Genomic DNA, 16,336 nt, shown 5'->3' on the forward strand with positions numbered 1-16,336 from the left:
GGTTCTCGATCGGACGACGCCCGCCCTTCGGACGCGGCCGAGGCGGCGGGAGGAGCGGAGCGATCTCATCCCAGAGATCATCGGGGAGAAGCGGTCTGGCCATGCCAAACCAACGCTGAAAGCAACGTTCGGTGCCGTTCTGTTAGGCGCTCTTAGACGCGGGGCATGCTCCACCTCGAACCTGGCCCATGCGTATCGAGGCCCGGTCGTTCGCCTCGCCTACGAAGGGAAGATCCGGATGACACGACTGATGACGACGCTCGCGGTGCTCGGGACCTTCGGGGCCGCGATGACCGCCCACGCGGCCTCCGACCTCGGCCGCCAGGCCCGTTCCAACGGACCGAACATGCCACTGTCCCGGGATGTCGTGCCGAGCGAGATCAGGCCACAGGAGCCGGCCGCGACGGGGAGCATGAAGGGACGCGGCGGATACGGCGAGAAATCCCGGTGGCGGGACATCAGGCGCCCGTCCGTCCGCCGTCGCGTTGAGGGGTTCTGTCGTGACGTTCTCGACGCAGCTTCTGTACGGCGGGCCGGACCCCAAGCGGCGGGCCGGTGAGCCTGCCTACTTCCTCGATTCCTCCGCGCTGCGGCCGGCACGGCAGGAAGCGCGGGCTTGGTCCGGCGCGGCAAGGGTGACCGGGGGCGCCGTCGCTGTGGCGGTCGCCATCATGGACCGGGGCCGGGAGGTGTACCGGTACCCTGCAGCCCCGAACCTCAGTGGGCCGACATCCGGTCGAGGCGGGCTTGGTCGATAAGGCGGACCCCGCCCGGCACGATCAGGATGCAGCCATCCCGGTCGAGGCGCGACAGGGTCCGGCTCACCGTCTCGATGGTCAGGCCGAGATGGTCGGCGATGTCGAGGCGGCCCATGGGCAGTTCGAGGGTGACCGAGGACCGGCCGATCCGGACGTAGCGGTCCTGCAACCCGGTCAGGAAGGAGGCGATCCTCTCATCCGCGGTGCGCCGCCCGAGCAGCATCATCATGTCCTTGGCCCGCGACAGTTCCTGTCCGGTGATCTCGTGCAGGTGCATCATCAGGCCCGGCTGTCCGAAGACCAGGTTTCTGAACGCCAGCCGCTCGAACCGGCAGGCGGTGACAGGGCCGAGGGCGTCCGCCGACACCGCGAAACGGTCGAGCATCGACAGCCCCAGGAAATCCCCCGGGAAGGCGAAGCCGGTGACCTGCCTGCGTCCGTCGGGCAGGATGCGATAGAGGCGCAACGCGCCGGACGTGACGATGAAGACCGAGCAGGCGGGCTCGTCCTGGCTGAACAGCGTCTCCTTCTGGTCGAGCGACACCCGCCGGCTCAGGGGTTCCAGCGTGTCGCGCTCCGCCAACGGCAGGGCGGTCGACAGGCTGACGAGACGGACCCGGTTGAAACCGTCCCCCACGAAGGACGGCATGACCGGTACGGGTGGCCTGGCCGTCGAAACGATGGGTAGGGAATGGATCGACATGGAATCTGTCCTTCCGCTTGGGGACGGCCTCTCACGGTGGGCCTGTCAATCACCGCCTCATGGCATCACGCGTCGCCGCGGCAACCCCGCCAGCGTTCAGTCGCCAGGAGCCGTTCCTCCCTGCGGGCGAGTTCAAGGAAGGCGTCCCGTGCATCCACGTCGAGCCGGAAGGCGCGTTGCAGGACACCCGCCGCCAGGCCGACCGTGGCATCGTCCCATGCTTGGCCATCCGCCGTTCGCCCGCCGGCGCCGACGACCGCTCTGGCCAGTACGGAAAAGGCATCGGCTTCGAACATCCAGACCCTATCCTGAGTATTTGCAGTCCAGGCTTCATCTACGGGGGTAACGCGGCAGCGACCTTAAAGCACTGTTTCAGAATTGAGGACCAGGGACGCGAAATCGCGCAAGTCTTTCCTCCGGTTTACGCCGCAGCGGGGACGGCAGGTGTCGCAGGGGTCAGGCCCACGTCCAGATGGACCGGGTTGTGAAGGGTGTTCGCCACCGGCGACCACAGGACCGTGTGCTTGATCATCGCCGCCAGCACCTTCCGGGACGCATCGGCGTCGATGGACACCGCGACGCGGATGCTCTCGAACCCGATGGTCTTCGGATGGAGGTCGCCGGCGCCCCATACGGAGGTCATGTTGATGTCGGCCTCGACGCTGAGCTCCAGAGAGCGGATCGGGATGCCCCGGGCCAGGGCATTGGCGTGGATGCCGATGGAGAGGCACGACCCCAGGGCGGCGAGCAGGGCCTCGGAGGCGTTGGGCGCCGCCGCCTCGCCGAGGATGCCCTCGGGCTCGTCCTCCATCACCGGCTGCGGCGGCAGGTCCCGGATGTAGTTGAGCTGGCTCAGCCGACCCTGCGCCACCGTGCGGCAGCGCAGGGTGCGCACGGCGCTCGGGTCGGCCTTGGCCTGCGCGACGACGAAATCGAGCGCGCGTTTGCCCCCCAGGGACGGTGGGATATCGGGAGTCGGTGGTGGCTTGACCATGAATATTTCCGTCGTTTGTTTTGCTGGCGAGATTATCCGCCCTAATTATCCGGCGTAATTTCCCGAATAGGTGATGCACGATTTCTAGTTTAGGCTCTTCGGCGTTCCCGGCGGCAACCAAATATGACGACGAGGACTGCGGAATTGACGAGGTATGCCGGATGCTGGACTGGGATGATCTGAGATTTTTCCTGGCCTTATCGCGACACGGCAGCCTCTCGGCGGCCGCCAAGGTGCTCCACGTCTCCCAATCGACCGTCGGGCGGCGCCTCAACTCGTTGGAGGCGACGCTTGCCGTGCGCCTGCTCAACCGCACCCCGGAAGGCTACGTGCCAACGCTTGCAGGCGAGGAGGTTCGGCGGAAGGCCGAGAGCCTGGAGACCGAGGCCCTCGCGCTGGAGCGGGACGTCACCGGCCGCGACAGCCACCTGCGGGGGCTGGTTCGGGTAACTTGTGCCGAGACGATGGCCGCGCACCTCCTCGCCCCGAGCTTTGCCGGCCTGCATTCCCGGCACCCGGACATCATGATCGAGCTCATTCCCAACCCGCGGGAACTCAGCCTGGCGATGCGCGAGGCGGACATCTCGGTCCGCATGCGGCAGCCCGAGCAGAACGACCTCGTGGTGCGGCGCATCGGCGGCATCGCCTTCGGCCTCTACGCCACGTCGGACTACATCAAGGAGCGCGGCGACCTGAACTTCGACGACGGCTGCCCGGACCATCACCTGATCACCCAGATGGAGGACAGCCAGGAGATGACGCAGTCGGCCTGGCTGACCGAGATGGCCTCACGGTCGCGCGTCGTCCTGCAGACCAGCAGCCACGAGGCCGCCGTGCTGGCGGCCGCCAACGGCGGGGGGCTGGCCTGCCTCGCCCGGTTCCGCGGCGACGAGGAACCCCGGCTCGTCCGGATGGACGTGCCGACGGAACCGCCCAGCGCCGACGTCCTCCTGCTGGTCCACAAGGACAACCGCGACACCCCGAGGATACGGACGGTGCTCACGCACATCACGGAGAGTATCCAGGCGCTCGAACACCTGCTGCAGCCCCCCGGCGCGAACGACGAGGAGGTACGCGACGTCGGCACCTGATGGCCCGCTTCCACTGACCAACGTGGACCGGCCTTGATCCAGGACAAAGCATTGAGGGGGCCGACGGGTCAAACCGGGAGGAATGGACGGGGCGAACAGTCTTTGATCGCCCGACATCCCGGAACACGACCATGCAACGACCAGCCAGATCCGTCGCCCTCGGGGCGGTCCTTACGCTCTTCTTGATGGCCCCGCTCCGCGCCGCCGAGGAGCCGAAGGCTGGACCCATGGCCGAGACGGAGGCCAGGCCGGCCCAGGTCTGCCTCGACCACCTCAAGGCCTTCGACGCGCAGATGGAGAAGGACGGCTACTGGCTGGGCGGGTCCGGCTACGGCTACGGCTATCCCCTCGGCGGCTACTGGTTCGGCGGCATGACCGGGAACGCCGGCATGGCCATGGGGGCCGCGTCCGCGATGGTGGGGTACGCGAACGCCCGGCCCGGATACGAGGTCCGGGTGCTCCTCTCGGCCGCCGACATCCTGGCGCGCCACGGCAGGCAGCAGCCGTGCGAGGACGTGCTCGTCCAGATCCGGTCGAGCTACGAGGCGTACAAGACCGACATGCAGGGCCGTGACCTCCGGGTCGCGAACGCGCTGGGCTTCCGCAAGCAGGAGCTTTCGCTAGCGCAGCCGGTCATGACGCGGGTCGCCGCCTTCCGGTCGGACGACCTGCTCGGGAGCGAGGTGCGAACCCCCGGCAACGTCGCGCTCGGCAGCGTCGACGACATCGTCATGGGGGCCGAGGGCGGCAAGATCGCCTACCTCGTCATCGCCCGCGGTGGCGTCTTCGGTCTCGGCGAACGCCACGTCGCGGTGCCGTGGGACCAGTTCAAGGTCTCGCCGAACCTGAATATCCTCGTCCTCGACACGACCAAGGACGCCATGGACCAGGCCCCCCGCATCGTCGAGGGCAGGTTCGTGAGGGCGGAGCCGTTCGCCCGGCAGACGGCGAAGGCGGACGCTTATTGGAGCGCCGCCGCCAGGACCCCGCGGACGGACTGAGCCCGCGTATCGGCCGGCCGACGATTGCTGCCCCCATCCCCCGGACCCAAGATTGGATTTTCACCATGTGTAAGATGACGACACTCACGGCGACCTTCCTCGCCCTTGCGATGATGACCACGGTCCAGGCGCGGGCGCCAATGCCCCCCCCCCGCGGATGCCGCGGCGACGATGCGCGAGGCCGGCCGCGAGGCGAACGAGGCAGCCGATGCGGCCCGCGAGGCGGCCCGGCTCGCGCTGCAGGCCTCGAAGGCGGCGGTGAGGGACGCCCCGAAGCAATCCGCCGACATGATCGGGAAGCTCGTCACCGAGGCGGCGGACGCGGCTACGCGTGCCAAGACCAAGATCGCGGAGGCCAACAGGGCGGCGGGGGTGTCGGCGAACGCCTCGATGCACAAGGCCGCCGATTCCGCGCGGAAGTCGGTCGAGGCGACGCAGGCGGCGGTGCGGAAGTCGAAGGATGCCATGGCGGCCTCGATCAGTTCCAACATGGCGGCGATGCGTCGGGCGGCATCCGCGGCGCGGGCATCCATCGTTCGGGCGGCAACGGCCACCGCGAACGCCGCCCGTGCCGCCCGCGAGGCCGCCAGGACCACCTGGGACCGCGACATGGCTCAGAGCCAGGTTCGCGGCTGACGACGGCCGGACGCGGCTTCCAAACGCCACCTCAAGGGAGAACGACGATGGCAATGAGCAAGATGTCCCGCGCCTGCGAGGAAGCCGCGCACCAGCATGACCGGGCCGCGGCCCACTACCGGCATTCGGCCAGGCATCTCGAAAAAGGCGAGCACGCCGCAGCCGCGAAGGAGCGGGACCTCGCCCTCGACCACTCCGAGAAGGCCCGGATCGACGAGGTCGGGCTTCGCCCCGATGGCGTCGTCTCCGACGAGCGGACGAGGTCCGAGGCGGCCTGGCATTTCATGGGCTGACGCTTGCGCGCGTCGGTTTCCCTGCCACCAGAGACGAGGAATCCTCATGGCGAACCCGAATTTCCCAGACCGGCCGAACCCGACGTTTCCCGACCAGTCGCCGGCCCATCCCCCGCAGCCCGACCACAGCCCGCTGCCCGAGCCGCGTGGTGTGCCCGACTACGGCCCGGAGGAGATGCCTCCGTCCAACGAGCCGCTCGGCGTCCCGTCCGGTTCACCGCCGGAGATCGGATGACCGCCGATACGAAGATCCCGCCCCCCGGCGTTGCCCTGGCGAGGGGACCGCCGGCGACGTGCGAGTACGAGGCATCCTGCGCGCATGCCATCGAGACATCGCTCGGCATCCAAGGGCTTGGGGTGCATCGGGAGCACGACCGGATCGTCAGGGAGATAGCCCGGACTGTCGATGGCACCGACCCGTTCGCCGCGGTGGTGCGCGCGTCACAGATGGCGATGGTGATCACCGACCCGCTGCAGGACGACAACCCCATCGTCTTCGCCAACGATGCCTTCTGCACCCTGACCGGCTACGGGCGCGACGAGATCCTCGGGCGCAACTGCCGATTCCTCCAAGAGGCGGATACGGACCCCGTCGAGATCGGACGCCTGCGCGAGGCCATCGAAGGGCGCGTCCCGGTCGAGGCCCAACTCCTCAACCGCCGCAAGGACGGAAGCCTGTTCTGGAACCGGATCTATCTGTCCCCGGTGTTCGAAGGCGATGCGCTGACCTACTTCGTCGCCTCCCAGGTTGACGTCACCTCCGAGAAAGCCCGCCTGACCCGTCTGGAGACAGACCGCGAGGCGTTGGAGCGCGAGGTCGAGCGTCGGACCCGTGACCTGTCCCGGAGCGAGGAGCGCCTGCGGTTCGTACTCCAGGCCGGGCGGCTCGGTTCGTGGAGCCTGGACCTCGCCGACATGCGCTTCGTCGCGTCGGAGACCTTCAAGCTCGCCCTCGGTCGAGATCCCGGGGACCCGCTGAGCCGAGCCGAGTACGAGACCCTCATCCACCCGGACGACCGTGCCCGGCGGGACGTGGCCGTCGCGGAGTGCATCGCTGGGCACGGCGACTACGATGTCGAGTACCGGATCGTGAAGCCAACCGGCGAGGTGCGGTGGCTCAAGATCCGCGGGCAGCCGTTCTACGGGGCCGACGGGGCGCCATCGCGGCTGGCCGGCATCGCCCTCGACGTCACCGAGCGCAAGCATGCGGAAGCGCATCGCGCGCTGCTCGCCAACGAGCTCAACCACCGCGTCAAGAACACCTTGGCGACCGTCCAGTCCATCGTCGCCCAGACCCTGCGGGCGAACATGTCGCCGCAGGAGACCCGCGACGTCATCCAGGGCCGCATCCATTCCCTGGCCGCGGCGACCGACGTGCTCACGCGCGAGAGTTGGGATGGCGCGACGCTGGCCGCCGTGGCGGCGACAGCCCTGGCGCCATTCCGGACCGAGGGCGACCGCCGCATCACGATCCGCGGGCCGGAGGTGATGCTGACCCCGAGGCTCGCCCTGGCCTTTTCCATGGCCTTCCATGAACTCGCGACAAACGCCGTGAAGTACGGCGCGCTGACCAGCGAGGTCGGTCGCATCCTGCTCGATTGGGACATCATCGACGGCTTGCGGCCCGAGACGCTGCGCCTGACCTGGCGGGAGTCCGAGGGGCCGCCGGTGTGCCCGCCGACCCGGCGCGGCTTCGGCTCGCGCATGATCGAGCGGGCCTTGGCCGACGAACTCCAGGGCCGGGCGGAGATCGACTACCGGCCCGACGGCGTCGTCTTCATCGCCGAGGCCCGCATGCCCGATATCCGTCGCCCGGACCAGTCCCGGTCGCCGGCCTGACGGCCTGACGGCCTGACGGCCTGATCGAGGGCCCGCCGTTCGACCCCTTCCGCCCTCCCTAGTGGAGGAAATCTGACGCTTGGTACCCCGCTGCCGAAGCTGCTTTCGAGCGCATACCTTCCGCGATGCCGTAGATATGTGCGATACCGTGCAAATGACACCAGTCTGCATCTGCGTCCGCGAGATCGATGCCGCGTCTGAGATCACCGACACCACAGTAATTTCGAGGGTTGAGACTGCGATCAACGCTCTTGAGGCGTCTTGCTCCACACCCGCTGAACGGGTTCTTGCCCTGGAACGTGTCTATGAGACGTTCGCGCGTCGGCGTCGTAGCAAGGCTCAAGTGCCGTTCGGCCGCTTCATCGCCCACCACCTTGATATACGTCAGAACCGTATCTTGATGCGAGCCTGAAAGGCGTGGGTGAGAATGGTTCATACAATCGGTCACTACCGATCTTGGACGCTTCGGGGGGACAGCATCCACCGCTGGTTCGCTTCCCGCGCCATCGAGGCCTCGATGGTCGGCGCAAAGGTCCCCGACCACGCGATGTCGGTCAGACGACCTTGAGCAGCCAGCGCAGCGGCAGGGCGACAGCCGTAAGGAAGGCGATGCCGCCGCCCCATAGCGTTACGAACCAGACGAGGCGACGGATCGGGATCGGAATGGTTATGGCGCTGTCCTCAATGGTAGCCCGGCGCGCCGGCGGTGACCTTGCCGCGGAACAGCCAGTAGACGTAGGCCGTGTAGCCGAGGATCATCGGCAGCAGCACGACCGTCCCAACGAGGAGGAAGCGTTGGCTGCTCGGGTGAGTGGCGGCATCCCAGATCGTCACTGAGGGCGGCACGATCATCGGGAACAGGCTGATGCCGAGTCCGACATAGGACAGCAGGAACAGGCCGAGCCCGCAGAGGAAGGGCATGACCTCCTCGCGCCGGTCGAGCGCGTTGCGCAGGCGCCAGCCGAGAAGGCCGACCAAGACCGGGACCGGGGTGACGAAAGCCATGGCCGGCCAGGTCAGCCAACGACCCCGGAAGGCGGGGCTCAGAAGCGGCATCGCCAGAGACACGACGGCGATGGCGACGAGGGTCGCCACCCCGAATCCCCGCGCGAGGCGGTAGGCCCGAAGCTGGAGTTCGCCCTCGGTCTTCCAGATCAGCCAGCAGGTTCCCAGCAGCCCGTAGCCCGCCACCAGGGCGAGGCCGGTGAGGATGGAGAACGGCGACAGCCAATCCCACCATCCACCGGCATAGGACCGCCCCTCGACCCTGACCCCCTGCACTAGGGCACCAAGGCAGATCCCCTGGCAGAAGGCGGCGACGAAACTTCCAGCTGAGAAGGCGCTGTCCCAGGCCGTCTGGGACAATTGGGTCGCAGTCCGGAAACGCATCTCGAACGCGACGCCGCGGAACACCAGGGCGAGCAGCATCAGGGTGAGCGGGATGTAGAGGGCCGGCAGCAACGTGGCGTAGGTCAGGGGGAACACCGCGAACAGGCCGCCGCCGCCGAGGATGAGCCAGGTCTCGTTGCCGTCCCAGACCGGGGCGACGGTGTTCACCATCACGTCCCGGTCGGCCTTATCGCGGATGGCCGGGAACAGGATGCCGATCCCGAGGTCGAAGCCGTCCATGACGACGTAGAGGAAGACGGCGGTGGCGATGAGGAGGGCCCAGACGAGGGTGAGATCGATGTCCATGGGGACTACTCCGCGGGCTGGAAGGCGGGACGGCTGGCGCCGTGGTGCGGCGTGTCGAGCGCCGGCGCCGGGGTAATGCCGGCGGTGCGGACCGGCACGCCGGTTGGCGGTCCCGATTCATGGACGTGCGGGGTCTGGTTGAAGAGGTAGAGCAGGTACCAGATGCCCGCCCCGAACACGACGAGGTAGACCACCGCGAAGGCGGCGAGCGAAGCCGCGACTGCAGGGGCGGCGACCGGCGAGACGCTGTCGGCGGTGCGCAGCAGGCCGTAGACCGTGAAGGGCTGTCGGCCGGTCTCGGTGACGGTCCAGCCGGCGGTGACGGCGATGAGGCCGGACGGTCCCATGGCGACCGCGAAGCGCTGGAACCAGGTGGCGTCGTAGAGCCGGCCCTTCCACCGCAGCCAAAGGGAGGCGAGGCCGAGGGCGATCATGAGCATGCCGAGCCCGACCATGATCCGAAACGACCAGAACACCAGCGGGAGGTTGGTCGGCCAGGTCGAGCGGGGCATGTCCTTGAGCCCCTTCACGGTGCCGTTCAGGTCATGCGTGAGGTAGAGGCTGGCCAGTCCCGGGATGCCGAGGGCGCCACGCGTCTCCCCGGCCTCGTCGTCGGGCCATCCGAACACCAGGGCGGGGGCCCGACTTTGGGTCTCGAAATGCCCCTCCATCGCCGCGACCTTGGCGGGCTGGTGCTCGTAGGTGTTGGCGCCGTGCAGGTCGCCGATGACCAGCTGCGCTGGGGCGACGATGGCGGCCATCCACATGGCCATGGAGAACATCACCCGGGCGCGGGAGTTCTTGCCGTCGCGCAGGAGGTGCAAGGCACCGACCGCACCCACGATCATTGCAGTCGTCAGGTAGGCGCCGGTCACCGTATGGGCGAACCGGTAGGGAAAGGACGGATTGAAGACGATGGCCCACCAGTCGGCGGGGGCGAACCGACCGTCCGCTCCCATCGTGTGGCCGGTGAGGGTGTGCATCCAGGAGTTAGCTGAGAGAATCCAGAAAGCCGACATCAAGGTGCCGACGGCGACGAGGCAGGTCGCCGTGAAGTGCAGGCGCGGGCCGACGCGCTCCAGCCCGAAGAGCATGACGCCGAGGAAGCCCGCCTCCAGGAAGAAGGCGGTGAGCACCTCGTAGCCGAGGAGCGGCCCCAGGATCGGTCCCGTGCGATCCGCGAAGACCGACCAGTTGGTGCCGAACTGGTAGGACATCACCAGTCCCGACACGACGCCCATGGCGAAGGCCACCGCGAAAACCTTGAGCCAATAGCGGTAGGTGTCGAGGTAGACGGCCCTGCCGGTGAGCAGCCAGCGTCCTTCCAGGACGGCGAGGAAACTCGCCAGGCCGATGGTGAAGGCCGGGAACAGGAAGTGCCAGACGATGGTCAGGGCGAACTGGGTGCGTGCGAGGTCCACCGCGCTCGGCAAGGTCAGGGAAGGCATCGGGCTCTCCGGGCGTCCAGGGACGCTCCCGGATCGGTCCCGGGCACGCTGCCCCTATCCGTCGCCCGGCGCTTTGCGCTGGATCAAGGACGGCCGGGATCACCTCGGCCGCGCGATTGCTTCGGCATCCGTGTGAATAAGCGTGCCCTCGCAACCTCGCCCTTGTTAGCCGTAACGATGGAGGTCTCTCGCCGCGTAGGTTTTCCTCCGTGAAGCGGCCAGTACCGTTCCATCGCCAGGTAGGTGAACGAGGCCGACCAACCGATCAGCAGGAGTCCGTTGAGGGCCTCCACGCCGGCGATCATGCGGGTGTGGGATGTCGGGACCTAGTCGCCGAAGCCCAGCGACGTGTAGGTGACGACCGAGAAATAGAGGCAGTCCAGGAAGGTCTTGACGGGCGTTCCCGCGAAGGCGTCTTCCCCGATCCAGAGCACCAGGAGCCAGTCGGCGCCAGCGTAGATCCACACCGCGACCGTGTGCCCGACGAAGGTCATCAGCACCACGCCCAGGATGCGGACCCGGGGTGGAACCGGCAGCTCTACGATATGCTCCGAGGTCAGGCGCAGGGTCTCGTAGAGCACCAGGATCGTGGTGACGACGAGGATGACGCTGGCCGTCATGGCGATGAGCATGCCGCGCTTCCGCTGGGGGATACGGGCCAGCCATCGCACCGGCTGCGACCGAGATCCTTGACCTGCGTCAAGTAGATGCGGCGGCTGCCTCGTCGGGCTTTCGTCGAACCGGCCGGGCGGCTGTGATCCAGATCAAGGCGCGCCTGGACGATTTGGGCTCAAGTGCCTTCGAGTGCCCGATGCCGGGGTGCCCGAAAGTCAGGAAACCATGCCGGATATTCGCGTCTCGGAAGCACTCTGGTCCACGGGCATGCTGGAACGCTGGCTCGTCGAGGACGGGGCCAGGGTACGGGAGGGCGAGGCCGTGGCGGCTGTCCGGATCGGGGAGTCGCTGCACGACATCGTCTGCTCCGCGGAGGGCCACGTGTCGATCATGGCGCCCGCAGGCGACCTGGTCGACCCCGGCTGCATCATCGCCGCGGTCAATGCGCGATGACGCGCCGCTCCGGTACCATCGACATAAGGACAACGGCATGACCGGGACGCTGACCCACGGATGGGGTTTGGGTTTCGCCACCGTCCTGTCCGTTGCCATCGCCCAGCAGGCACTGGCCGGCCCCGTCGAGAACCACCGCATTCGGGGTTGGACACTGGCCACCCAGCAATGCAGCCAGTGCCATGCTATCGGCAAGGGCGCCGGGACACGCATCTTCGCCGGCCCGAGTTTCACGGCGGTGGCCGCCATGCCGTCGACCACGGGTATGGCGCTCAACGTCTTCCTCTGGAGCCAACACCCGAGCATGCCGAGCGTGAGGCTGGACCGGGACGAGATGGATGCGGTCATCGACTACATCCTCAGCCTCAAGGCCGCCGAACCCAAAGGTCGTTGATCCTCGGGGGAGGCATGCGGAAAATCACTCAGATGACCCTGCTTCACGCCGAGCATGATGCGCATGCAGGCCACGTGCATGCTGGTCTGCGTCCAGAGGTGAACGATGGCTCCAGCCCGGTCAGGGACCCGGTCTGTGGCATGGCGGTGGACCCGGGAACCGCCATGCACAGGACGGTGCATGACGGACATTCGTACGACTTTTGCTCGAATGGCTGCCGCACGAAGTTCGAGGCCGATCCGCAGCGCTATCTCCACCCTGTCAAGGCAGAGGCGAAGGCGGTCCCGATGCCCCCGGGCACGGACTACACCTGTCCGATGCACCCCGAGGTCCATCAAGTCGGTCCCGGCGCCTGTCCGATCTGCGGCATGGCCCTGGAGCCGGCGACCATGAGCCTGGACGACGGTCCGAACGAGGAGCTGGTCGACATGACCCGGCGGTTCTGGGTCGCGCTGGTCCTGACGCTACCGGTCTTCGTCATCGAGATGGGCGGGCATCTCACGGGCCTGATGGAGTGGATCGGGCAGCGGAACTCCAACTGGATCCAGTTCGCACTGGCCACCCCGGTGGTGCTCTGGGCGGGTTGGCCGTTCGTCGTGCACGGATACCAATCCCTCGTCCTGCGCTCGCTCAACATGTTCACGCTGGTGGCGCTCGGAACGGGCGTGGCCTGGGGCTACTCCGTGGTGGCCACACTGTTGCCAAGCCTGTTTCCAGCGGCCCTGCGCGGCCATGCCGGTGCCGTCCCGACGTACTTCGAGGCCGCCGCCGTCATCACGGTCCTCGTCCTCCTCGGGCAGGTCCTGGAGCTTCGGGCTCGCGAGAGCACCGGGGGGGCGCTGCGTGCGCTCCTCGATCTGGCCCCGAAGACCGCGCGCCGGCTTAGGGAAGATGGGACGGAGGACGAGGTCGAGCTCGATGACATCTCGGTCGGCGACCGCCTGCGCGTGCGGCCCGGCGAGAAGGTGCCGGTCGACGGTGTCCTGGTCGAGGGCCGCAGCTCCGTCGACGAGTCCCTCGTCACCGGGGAATCGATGCCGGTCACCAAGGAGGCCGGCGCGACGGTCGTCGGCGGAAGCATCAACCAGTCCGGCGCCCTCATCATTGAGGCCCGCAAGGTCGGCCGCGACACCATGCTGGCCCGCATCGTCCAGATGGTGACCGAGGCCCAGCGCAGCCGCGCGCCGATCCAACGCCTCGCCGACAAGGTAGCGGGCTGGTTCGTTCCCGTCGTTATCGGGGTGGCGGTCCTCGCCTTCGCGGCCTGGATGGCATTCGGACCGGAGCCAAGGTTCACCTATGCGCTCGTGGCGGCGGTCTCGGTGCTCATCATCGCCTGTCCCTGTGCCCTCGGTCTGGCCACCCCGATGTCGATCATGGTCGGCGTCGGAAGCGGGGCAGGGATGGGCATCCTTATCAAGAGCGCCGAGGCACTGGAGCGCATGGAAAAGGTCACGACCCTGGTCGTGGATAAGACCGGCACCCTGACCGAGGGCAAGCCGACCGTGACCCGCATTGTCCCTGCGGACGGGTTTTCGGAGGAGGAGATCTTGCGGCTATCGGCCGGCGTAGAGCGGTCGAGTGAGCATCCCCTCGCGGTCACCATCGTGGCGGCTGCTCAAAAACGCAACTTCACGATTCCTGCGGTCTCGGAGTTCATCTCCCCCACCGGCAAGGGCGCCCTCGGCACGGTCGAGGGCCGCCACATCCTGCTCGGTAACGCGAAGTTCCTCGCCGGGGAGAACGTCGCCACAGCGGACCTCGACGCGGTGGCGGACGGGCTGCGCCGGGACGGGGCCACCGCGATCTATGCCGCCATCGATGGGCGGGTGGCGGGCGTAATCGCCATCGCGGACCCGGTGAAGGCCACGACCGCGGAGGCCCTGGCCGGCTTGAAGGCTGAGGGCATTCGCGTCGTCATGCTGACCGGGGACAACCGCACCACCGCCGAGGCCGTCGCCCGGCAGCTCGGGATCGAGGAGGTCGAGGCCGACGTGCTACCCGACCGGAAGGCTGCGGTGGTCGAGCGCCACAAGGCTGCGGGCCAGGTCGTCGCCATGGCAGGTGACGGGGTCAACGACGCCCCCGCGCTGGCCTCGGCGGATGTCGGCATCGCGATGGGCACCGGCACCGACGTCGCCATCGAGAGCGCCGGCATCACGCTGCTCAAGGGAGACCTGACGGGCATCGTGCGGGCTCGCCGATTGTCGCGCGCTGTCATGGGCAACATCCGGCAGAACCTGTTCTTCGCCTTCGCCTACAACGCGGCCGGGATACCCATCGCCGCCGGGGTGCTCTACCCGACCTTCGGCCTGCTGCTGTCCCCAATCATCGCGGCGGCGGCGATGTCGCTCTCCTCAGTCAGCGTGATCGGAAATGCCCTACGGCCCCGGGCTGTGAGCCTGTAAGACAGGCATGTCCCGAAGCTGGTCAAGTTCTCACGAGTATCACTGCCACTTCCATGGGGATGCGCTTCGGGCATGGCAGGCGACACAGCTGTCCCAACGCTTCGAGAAGCGGCGGCAAACGACGACGACCTCTTTGCAATCTGCCCCATTAAAGAGGCCGAGCCATGCTGAGGGGTCCGTTGCTTCATACGATGCATGGTCACCCCCCAGAGATGACGGGCGACCATGCATTACTTTAGGTTGATACTGCGCGGAACTTTGGTGTTCGAAAACGGATCATTGGGTCGGCTATCATTAGGTACGGTTATTATCTGCCATTTGCGCGGCAGAGCAGTGATGTTGGTGATATTGATCGCCGGGTTCAGCGCCATGCTGATCGTGATCCCCTTAAAGGGCCCGAGCACATGCCATTGGCCCACAGAGCTAATCGAGCCGCTTCTATCGGGTAAAGTGAGTCACTTACCCGGGAAACGAGTCTCTCTTCCTCGGTAACGATAGAACGCCAGCTTCGTGATGAACCGCAAGGTCCAGAGCACGATCCGCAAGATGAAGGATGCCGACGGAAACTACCTGTGGCAGCCGCCGGTCTCGGCCGACAGGATCGCGACCCTGCTCGGCTTCCCCGTGGCCGAGGCCGAGGCGATGCCGGATGTGGCGGCCAACAGCCTGTCCATCGCCTTTGGCGACTTCAAGCGCGGCTACCTCGTGGTGGACCGCGCCGGCCTGCGCGTCCTGCGCGATCCCTACTCGGCCAAGCCCTACGTGCTGTTCTACACGACCAAGCGCGTCGGCGGCGGCGTGCAGGACTTCGACGCGATCAAGCTGCTGAAGTTCGCGTAAACTTCGCTACCCCCGGGCCGAAATAGCCTGGGGGCGGCCCTTGCAGCGCCCTACCGCCGACCCGGCCGCGCCATCCAGTCCGAGCGGTTGGAGCGGCGGAAGCTCGCGGGGGCTTCGCTGGCGGTGAGCTGCGCCATCTCGGCGGCGCGGGAGGTGATCCAGCCGGCATGCTGGCCGGTGGGGGTCACCGCCGTGAAGCCGCCGCAGGCGGTGCGGGCGCGCTTGTCCTGGCGCATGGCACCGCTCGACCAGCTGACCACGCCGACGATCTGGTAGCCGCCCGGACCGCCGCGCAGGATCGGCCCGCCGGAATCGCCGAGGCAGGCGCCGGCTCCCGCCGTCTCGGCGAGCTTGCGCCGGTCGGTCACCACCGTGACCGTGTTGGCGACCTGCAGCGAGCCGATGGAGACCAGATGCGCCTGCCGCAGGGTGCGGGCGGTGTTGCGGCGGTTCTCCGCCACCACGCCGAAGCCGGCGATGTCCACCGACTCGCCGGTGCCGATGGCCCCGCCGCCACGCGGATCGAGGGGCTGGAAATCGGCCCCCAGGGGCTCGGACAGCTTGATGAGGGCCAAGTCGATGCCCGGCTGATCCTCCGGCGTGGTGCCGGGCACGAAATCGGGGTGCATCGACGCCGCGATGGCGGAGATGCGGCGCTGGCGGAACGACCGGTCGACGGCGACGACGCTGTAGCCGGCCTGGTGCATGACACAATGCGCGGCGGTCAGCACGAGATCGGGACCGATGAGCGTGCCCGAGCAGATCTCGCCCTGGGTGCTCTCGATGCGCACCACCGAGGCGCGCAACCCATTGGGATCACGGGAGACTTCGCCGTTGATCACGGCAAAGGCCGGAGCCGGAATCAGCCCGACCAGCGCCGTTACGACGGCCCTGCGGAGCGCGGTCGCGAACATCGTGTCTCTCCCGCGCCCGGCTGAAAGCCCCGGACGTCCCTGAAATGAAGCCTAGCCTAAGGCAATCCCTCGGCCAAGCTCCGGTTCCGTCGCTGAGGCGGAGCGGCGTCAGGGGGCGGACCAGCCTGCGGAGCGGCCCCAGCCCGCGAGGGTGCGGTCGATCCAGTCGCGCTGCGGCCCCAGCAGGACGCCTTGCGAGATGCTACCGCAAGCCCCGCCCCCGACCCAGGCGGAGACGGCCAGCGGCGGCGCAC

At 67.7% G+C, this 16,336-nt stretch carries 16 protein-coding genes and 3 pseudogenes; 10 read left to right on the top strand and 9 right to left on the bottom strand.

Annotation, left to right across the window (positions count from 1 at the left end):
- From FV220_RS19100 to FV220_RS19115, 4 genes and pseudogenes are all read right to left on the bottom strand, one after another.
- Positions 1-103, bottom strand: a pseudogene (locus FV220_RS19100) (IS5/IS1182 family transposase); the annotation flags it as partial.
- A 614-nt stretch (positions 104-717) separates the two neighbouring features.
- Complete coding sequence (locus tag FV220_RS19105; RefSeq protein WP_147832903.1) at positions 718-1,407, bottom strand: cyclic nucleotide-binding domain-containing protein; 690 nt, start codon at positions 1,405-1,407, stop codon at positions 718-720.
- Positions 1,408-1,526: 119 nt separating this feature from the next.
- The gene (locus tag FV220_RS19110; protein ID WP_147832890.1) at positions 1,527-1,757 is read right to left on the bottom strand and encodes a hypothetical protein; all 231 of its coding nucleotides are present in this window, start codon (positions 1,755-1,757) and stop codon (positions 1,527-1,529) included.
- Between the two features lie 125 nt (positions 1,758-1,882).
- Entirely contained in the window at positions 1,883-2,455 is a 573-nt protein-coding gene (locus tag FV220_RS19115; protein ID WP_147832891.1) for an OsmC family protein, read from the bottom strand.
- A gap of 161 nt (positions 2,456-2,616) precedes the next feature.
- On the opposite strand from FV220_RS19115, the gene FV220_RS19120 reads away from it, so the two are divergent.
- The 6 genes from FV220_RS19120 (at position 2,617) to FV220_RS19145 (ending at position 7,315) form a co-directional block, all read left to right on the top strand.
- Positions 2,617-3,546, top strand: a complete 930-nt coding sequence (locus FV220_RS19120) for a LysR family transcriptional regulator (protein ID WP_147832892.1) — start codon at positions 2,617-2,619, stop codon at positions 3,544-3,546.
- Between the two features lie 185 nt (positions 3,547-3,731).
- Positions 3,732-4,547, top strand: a complete 816-nt coding sequence (locus tag FV220_RS19125; protein WP_187273462.1) for a PRC-barrel domain-containing protein — start codon at positions 3,732-3,734, stop codon at positions 4,545-4,547.
- Positions 4,548-4,718: 171 nt separating this feature from the next.
- Entirely contained in the window at positions 4,719-5,183 is a 465-nt protein-coding gene (locus tag FV220_RS19130) for a hypothetical protein (protein WP_147832894.1), read from the top strand.
- Positions 5,184-5,230: 47 nt separating this feature from the next.
- Positions 5,231-5,476 (top strand): hypothetical protein, encoded by a 246-nt coding sequence (locus FV220_RS19135; RefSeq protein ID WP_147832895.1) that lies wholly within the window; start codon positions 5,231-5,233, stop codon positions 5,474-5,476.
- 46 nt (positions 5,477-5,522) lie between these two features.
- Complete coding sequence (locus FV220_RS19140; RefSeq protein WP_147832896.1) at positions 5,523-5,711, top strand: hypothetical protein; 189 nt, start codon at positions 5,523-5,525, stop codon at positions 5,709-5,711.
- Positions 5,708-7,315 carry an HWE histidine kinase domain-containing protein gene (locus tag FV220_RS19145; protein WP_147832897.1) on the top strand — a complete coding sequence of 536 codons (1,608 nt, stop codon included), beginning with the start codon at positions 5,708-5,710 and terminating at the stop codon, positions 7,313-7,315. Before FV220_RS19140 ends, FV220_RS19145 begins: the two co-directional genes overlap by 4 nt.
- A 681-nt stretch (positions 7,316-7,996) precedes the next feature.
- On the opposite strand, the gene cydB is transcribed toward FV220_RS19145, so the two are convergent.
- The 3 genes from cydB to FV220_RS19165 all read right to left on the bottom strand — a co-directional run bounded on the left by cydB (position 7,997) and on the right by FV220_RS19165 (position 11,090).
- Positions 7,997-9,010 (bottom strand): cytochrome d ubiquinol oxidase subunit II, encoded by a 1,014-nt coding sequence (gene cydB, locus FV220_RS19155; protein ID WP_147832898.1) that lies wholly within the window; start codon positions 9,008-9,010, stop codon positions 7,997-7,999.
- Between the two features lie 5 nt (positions 9,011-9,015).
- Positions 9,016-10,458, bottom strand: coding sequence for a cytochrome ubiquinol oxidase subunit I (locus FV220_RS19160; RefSeq protein WP_147832899.1), 1,443 nt, complete (start codon positions 10,456-10,458; stop codon positions 9,016-9,018).
- A 326-nt stretch (positions 10,459-10,784) separates the two neighbouring features.
- Positions 10,785-11,090 carry a hypothetical protein gene (locus tag FV220_RS19165; RefSeq protein WP_238254208.1) on the bottom strand — a complete coding sequence of 102 codons (306 nt, stop codon included), beginning with the start codon at positions 11,088-11,090 and terminating at the stop codon, positions 10,785-10,787.
- Positions 11,091-11,298: 208 nt separating this feature from the next.
- Between FV220_RS19165 and FV220_RS19170 the strand changes: the two genes are divergently transcribed.
- The 4 genes and pseudogenes from FV220_RS19170 to FV220_RS19185 form a co-directional block, all read left to right on the top strand.
- Positions 11,299-11,526, top strand: coding sequence for a biotin/lipoyl-containing protein (locus FV220_RS19170; protein WP_147832900.1), 228 nt, complete (start codon positions 11,299-11,301; stop codon positions 11,524-11,526).
- A 37-nt stretch (positions 11,527-11,563) separates the two neighbouring features.
- Positions 11,564-11,920 (top strand): cytochrome c, encoded by a 357-nt coding sequence (locus tag FV220_RS19175; protein WP_147832901.1) that lies wholly within the window; start codon positions 11,564-11,566, stop codon positions 11,918-11,920.
- Positions 11,921-11,952: 32 nt separating this feature from the next.
- The gene (locus tag FV220_RS19180) at positions 11,953-14,328 is read left to right on the top strand and encodes a heavy metal translocating P-type ATPase (RefSeq protein ID WP_281406094.1); all 2,376 of its coding nucleotides are present in this window, start codon (positions 11,953-11,955) and stop codon (positions 14,326-14,328) included.
- Between the two features lie 501 nt (positions 14,329-14,829).
- Positions 14,830-15,168, top strand: a pseudogene (locus FV220_RS19185) (phage major capsid protein); the annotation flags it as partial.
- Between the two features lie 50 nt (positions 15,169-15,218).
- Here the strand turns inward: FV220_RS19185 and FV220_RS19190 are convergent.
- Both FV220_RS19190 and FV220_RS26200 read right to left on the bottom strand, forming a co-directional pair.
- The gene (locus FV220_RS19190; RefSeq protein ID WP_056163900.1) at positions 15,219-16,082 is read right to left on the bottom strand and encodes a trypsin-like serine protease; all 864 of its coding nucleotides are present in this window, start codon (positions 16,080-16,082) and stop codon (positions 15,219-15,221) included.
- Positions 16,083-16,190: 108 nt separating this feature from the next.
- A pseudogene (locus tag FV220_RS26200) lies at positions 16,191-16,336 on the bottom strand (S1 family peptidase); the annotation flags it as partial.

It is taken from the genome of Methylobacterium sp. WL19 (assembly GCF_008040005.1).
Taxonomy (GTDB): domain Bacteria; phylum Pseudomonadota; class Alphaproteobacteria; order Rhizobiales; family Beijerinckiaceae; genus Methylobacterium; species Methylobacterium bullatum.

What these genes read in the sequence shown, in the direction of transcription:
- FV220_RS19180 (WP_281406094.1), top strand. Translation starts at nt 11,953, where the DNA reads ATGACCCTGCTTCACGCCGAGCATGATGCGCATGCAGGCCACGTGCAT.
- FV220_RS19115 (WP_147832891.1), bottom strand. Translation starts at nt 2,455, where the DNA reads ATGGTCAAGCCACCACCGACTCCCGATATCCCACCGTCCCTGGGGGGC.
- FV220_RS19145 (WP_147832897.1), top strand. Translation starts at nt 5,708, where the DNA reads ATGACCGCCGATACGAAGATCCCGCCCCCCGGCGTTGCCCTGGCGAGG.
- FV220_RS19170 (WP_147832900.1), top strand. Translation starts at nt 11,299, where the DNA reads ATGCCGGATATTCGCGTCTCGGAAGCACTCTGGTCCACGGGCATGCTG.
- FV220_RS19110 (WP_147832890.1), bottom strand. Translation starts at nt 1,757, where the DNA reads ATGTTCGAAGCCGATGCCTTTTCCGTACTGGCCAGAGCGGTCGTCGGC.
- FV220_RS19130 (WP_147832894.1), top strand. Translation starts at nt 4,719, where the DNA reads ATGCGCGAGGCCGGCCGCGAGGCGAACGAGGCAGCCGATGCGGCCCGC.
- cydB (WP_147832898.1), bottom strand. Translation starts at nt 9,010, where the DNA reads ATGGACATCGATCTCACCCTCGTCTGGGCCCTCCTCATCGCCACCGCC.
- FV220_RS19160 (WP_147832899.1), bottom strand. Translation starts at nt 10,458, where the DNA reads ATGCCTTCCCTGACCTTGCCGAGCGCGGTGGACCTCGCACGCACCCAG.
- FV220_RS19125 (WP_187273462.1), top strand. Translation starts at nt 3,732, where the DNA reads ATGGCCCCGCTCCGCGCCGCCGAGGAGCCGAAGGCTGGACCCATGGCC.
- FV220_RS19190 (WP_056163900.1), bottom strand. Translation starts at nt 16,082, where the DNA reads ATGTTCGCGACCGCGCTCCGCAGGGCCGTCGTAACGGCGCTGGTCGGG.
- FV220_RS19135 (WP_147832895.1), top strand. Translation starts at nt 5,231, where the DNA reads ATGGCAATGAGCAAGATGTCCCGCGCCTGCGAGGAAGCCGCGCACCAG.
- FV220_RS19105 (WP_147832903.1), bottom strand. Translation starts at nt 1,407, where the DNA reads ATGCCGTCCTTCGTGGGGGACGGTTTCAACCGGGTCCGTCTCGTCAGC.
- FV220_RS19175 (WP_147832901.1), top strand. Translation starts at nt 11,564, where the DNA reads ATGACCGGGACGCTGACCCACGGATGGGGTTTGGGTTTCGCCACCGTC.
- FV220_RS19140 (WP_147832896.1), top strand. Translation starts at nt 5,523, where the DNA reads ATGGCGAACCCGAATTTCCCAGACCGGCCGAACCCGACGTTTCCCGAC.
- FV220_RS19165 (WP_238254208.1), bottom strand. Translation starts at nt 11,090, where the DNA reads ATGCTCATCGCCATGACGGCCAGCGTCATCCTCGTCGTCACCACGATC.
- FV220_RS19120 (WP_147832892.1), top strand. Translation starts at nt 2,617, where the DNA reads ATGCTGGACTGGGATGATCTGAGATTTTTCCTGGCCTTATCGCGACAC.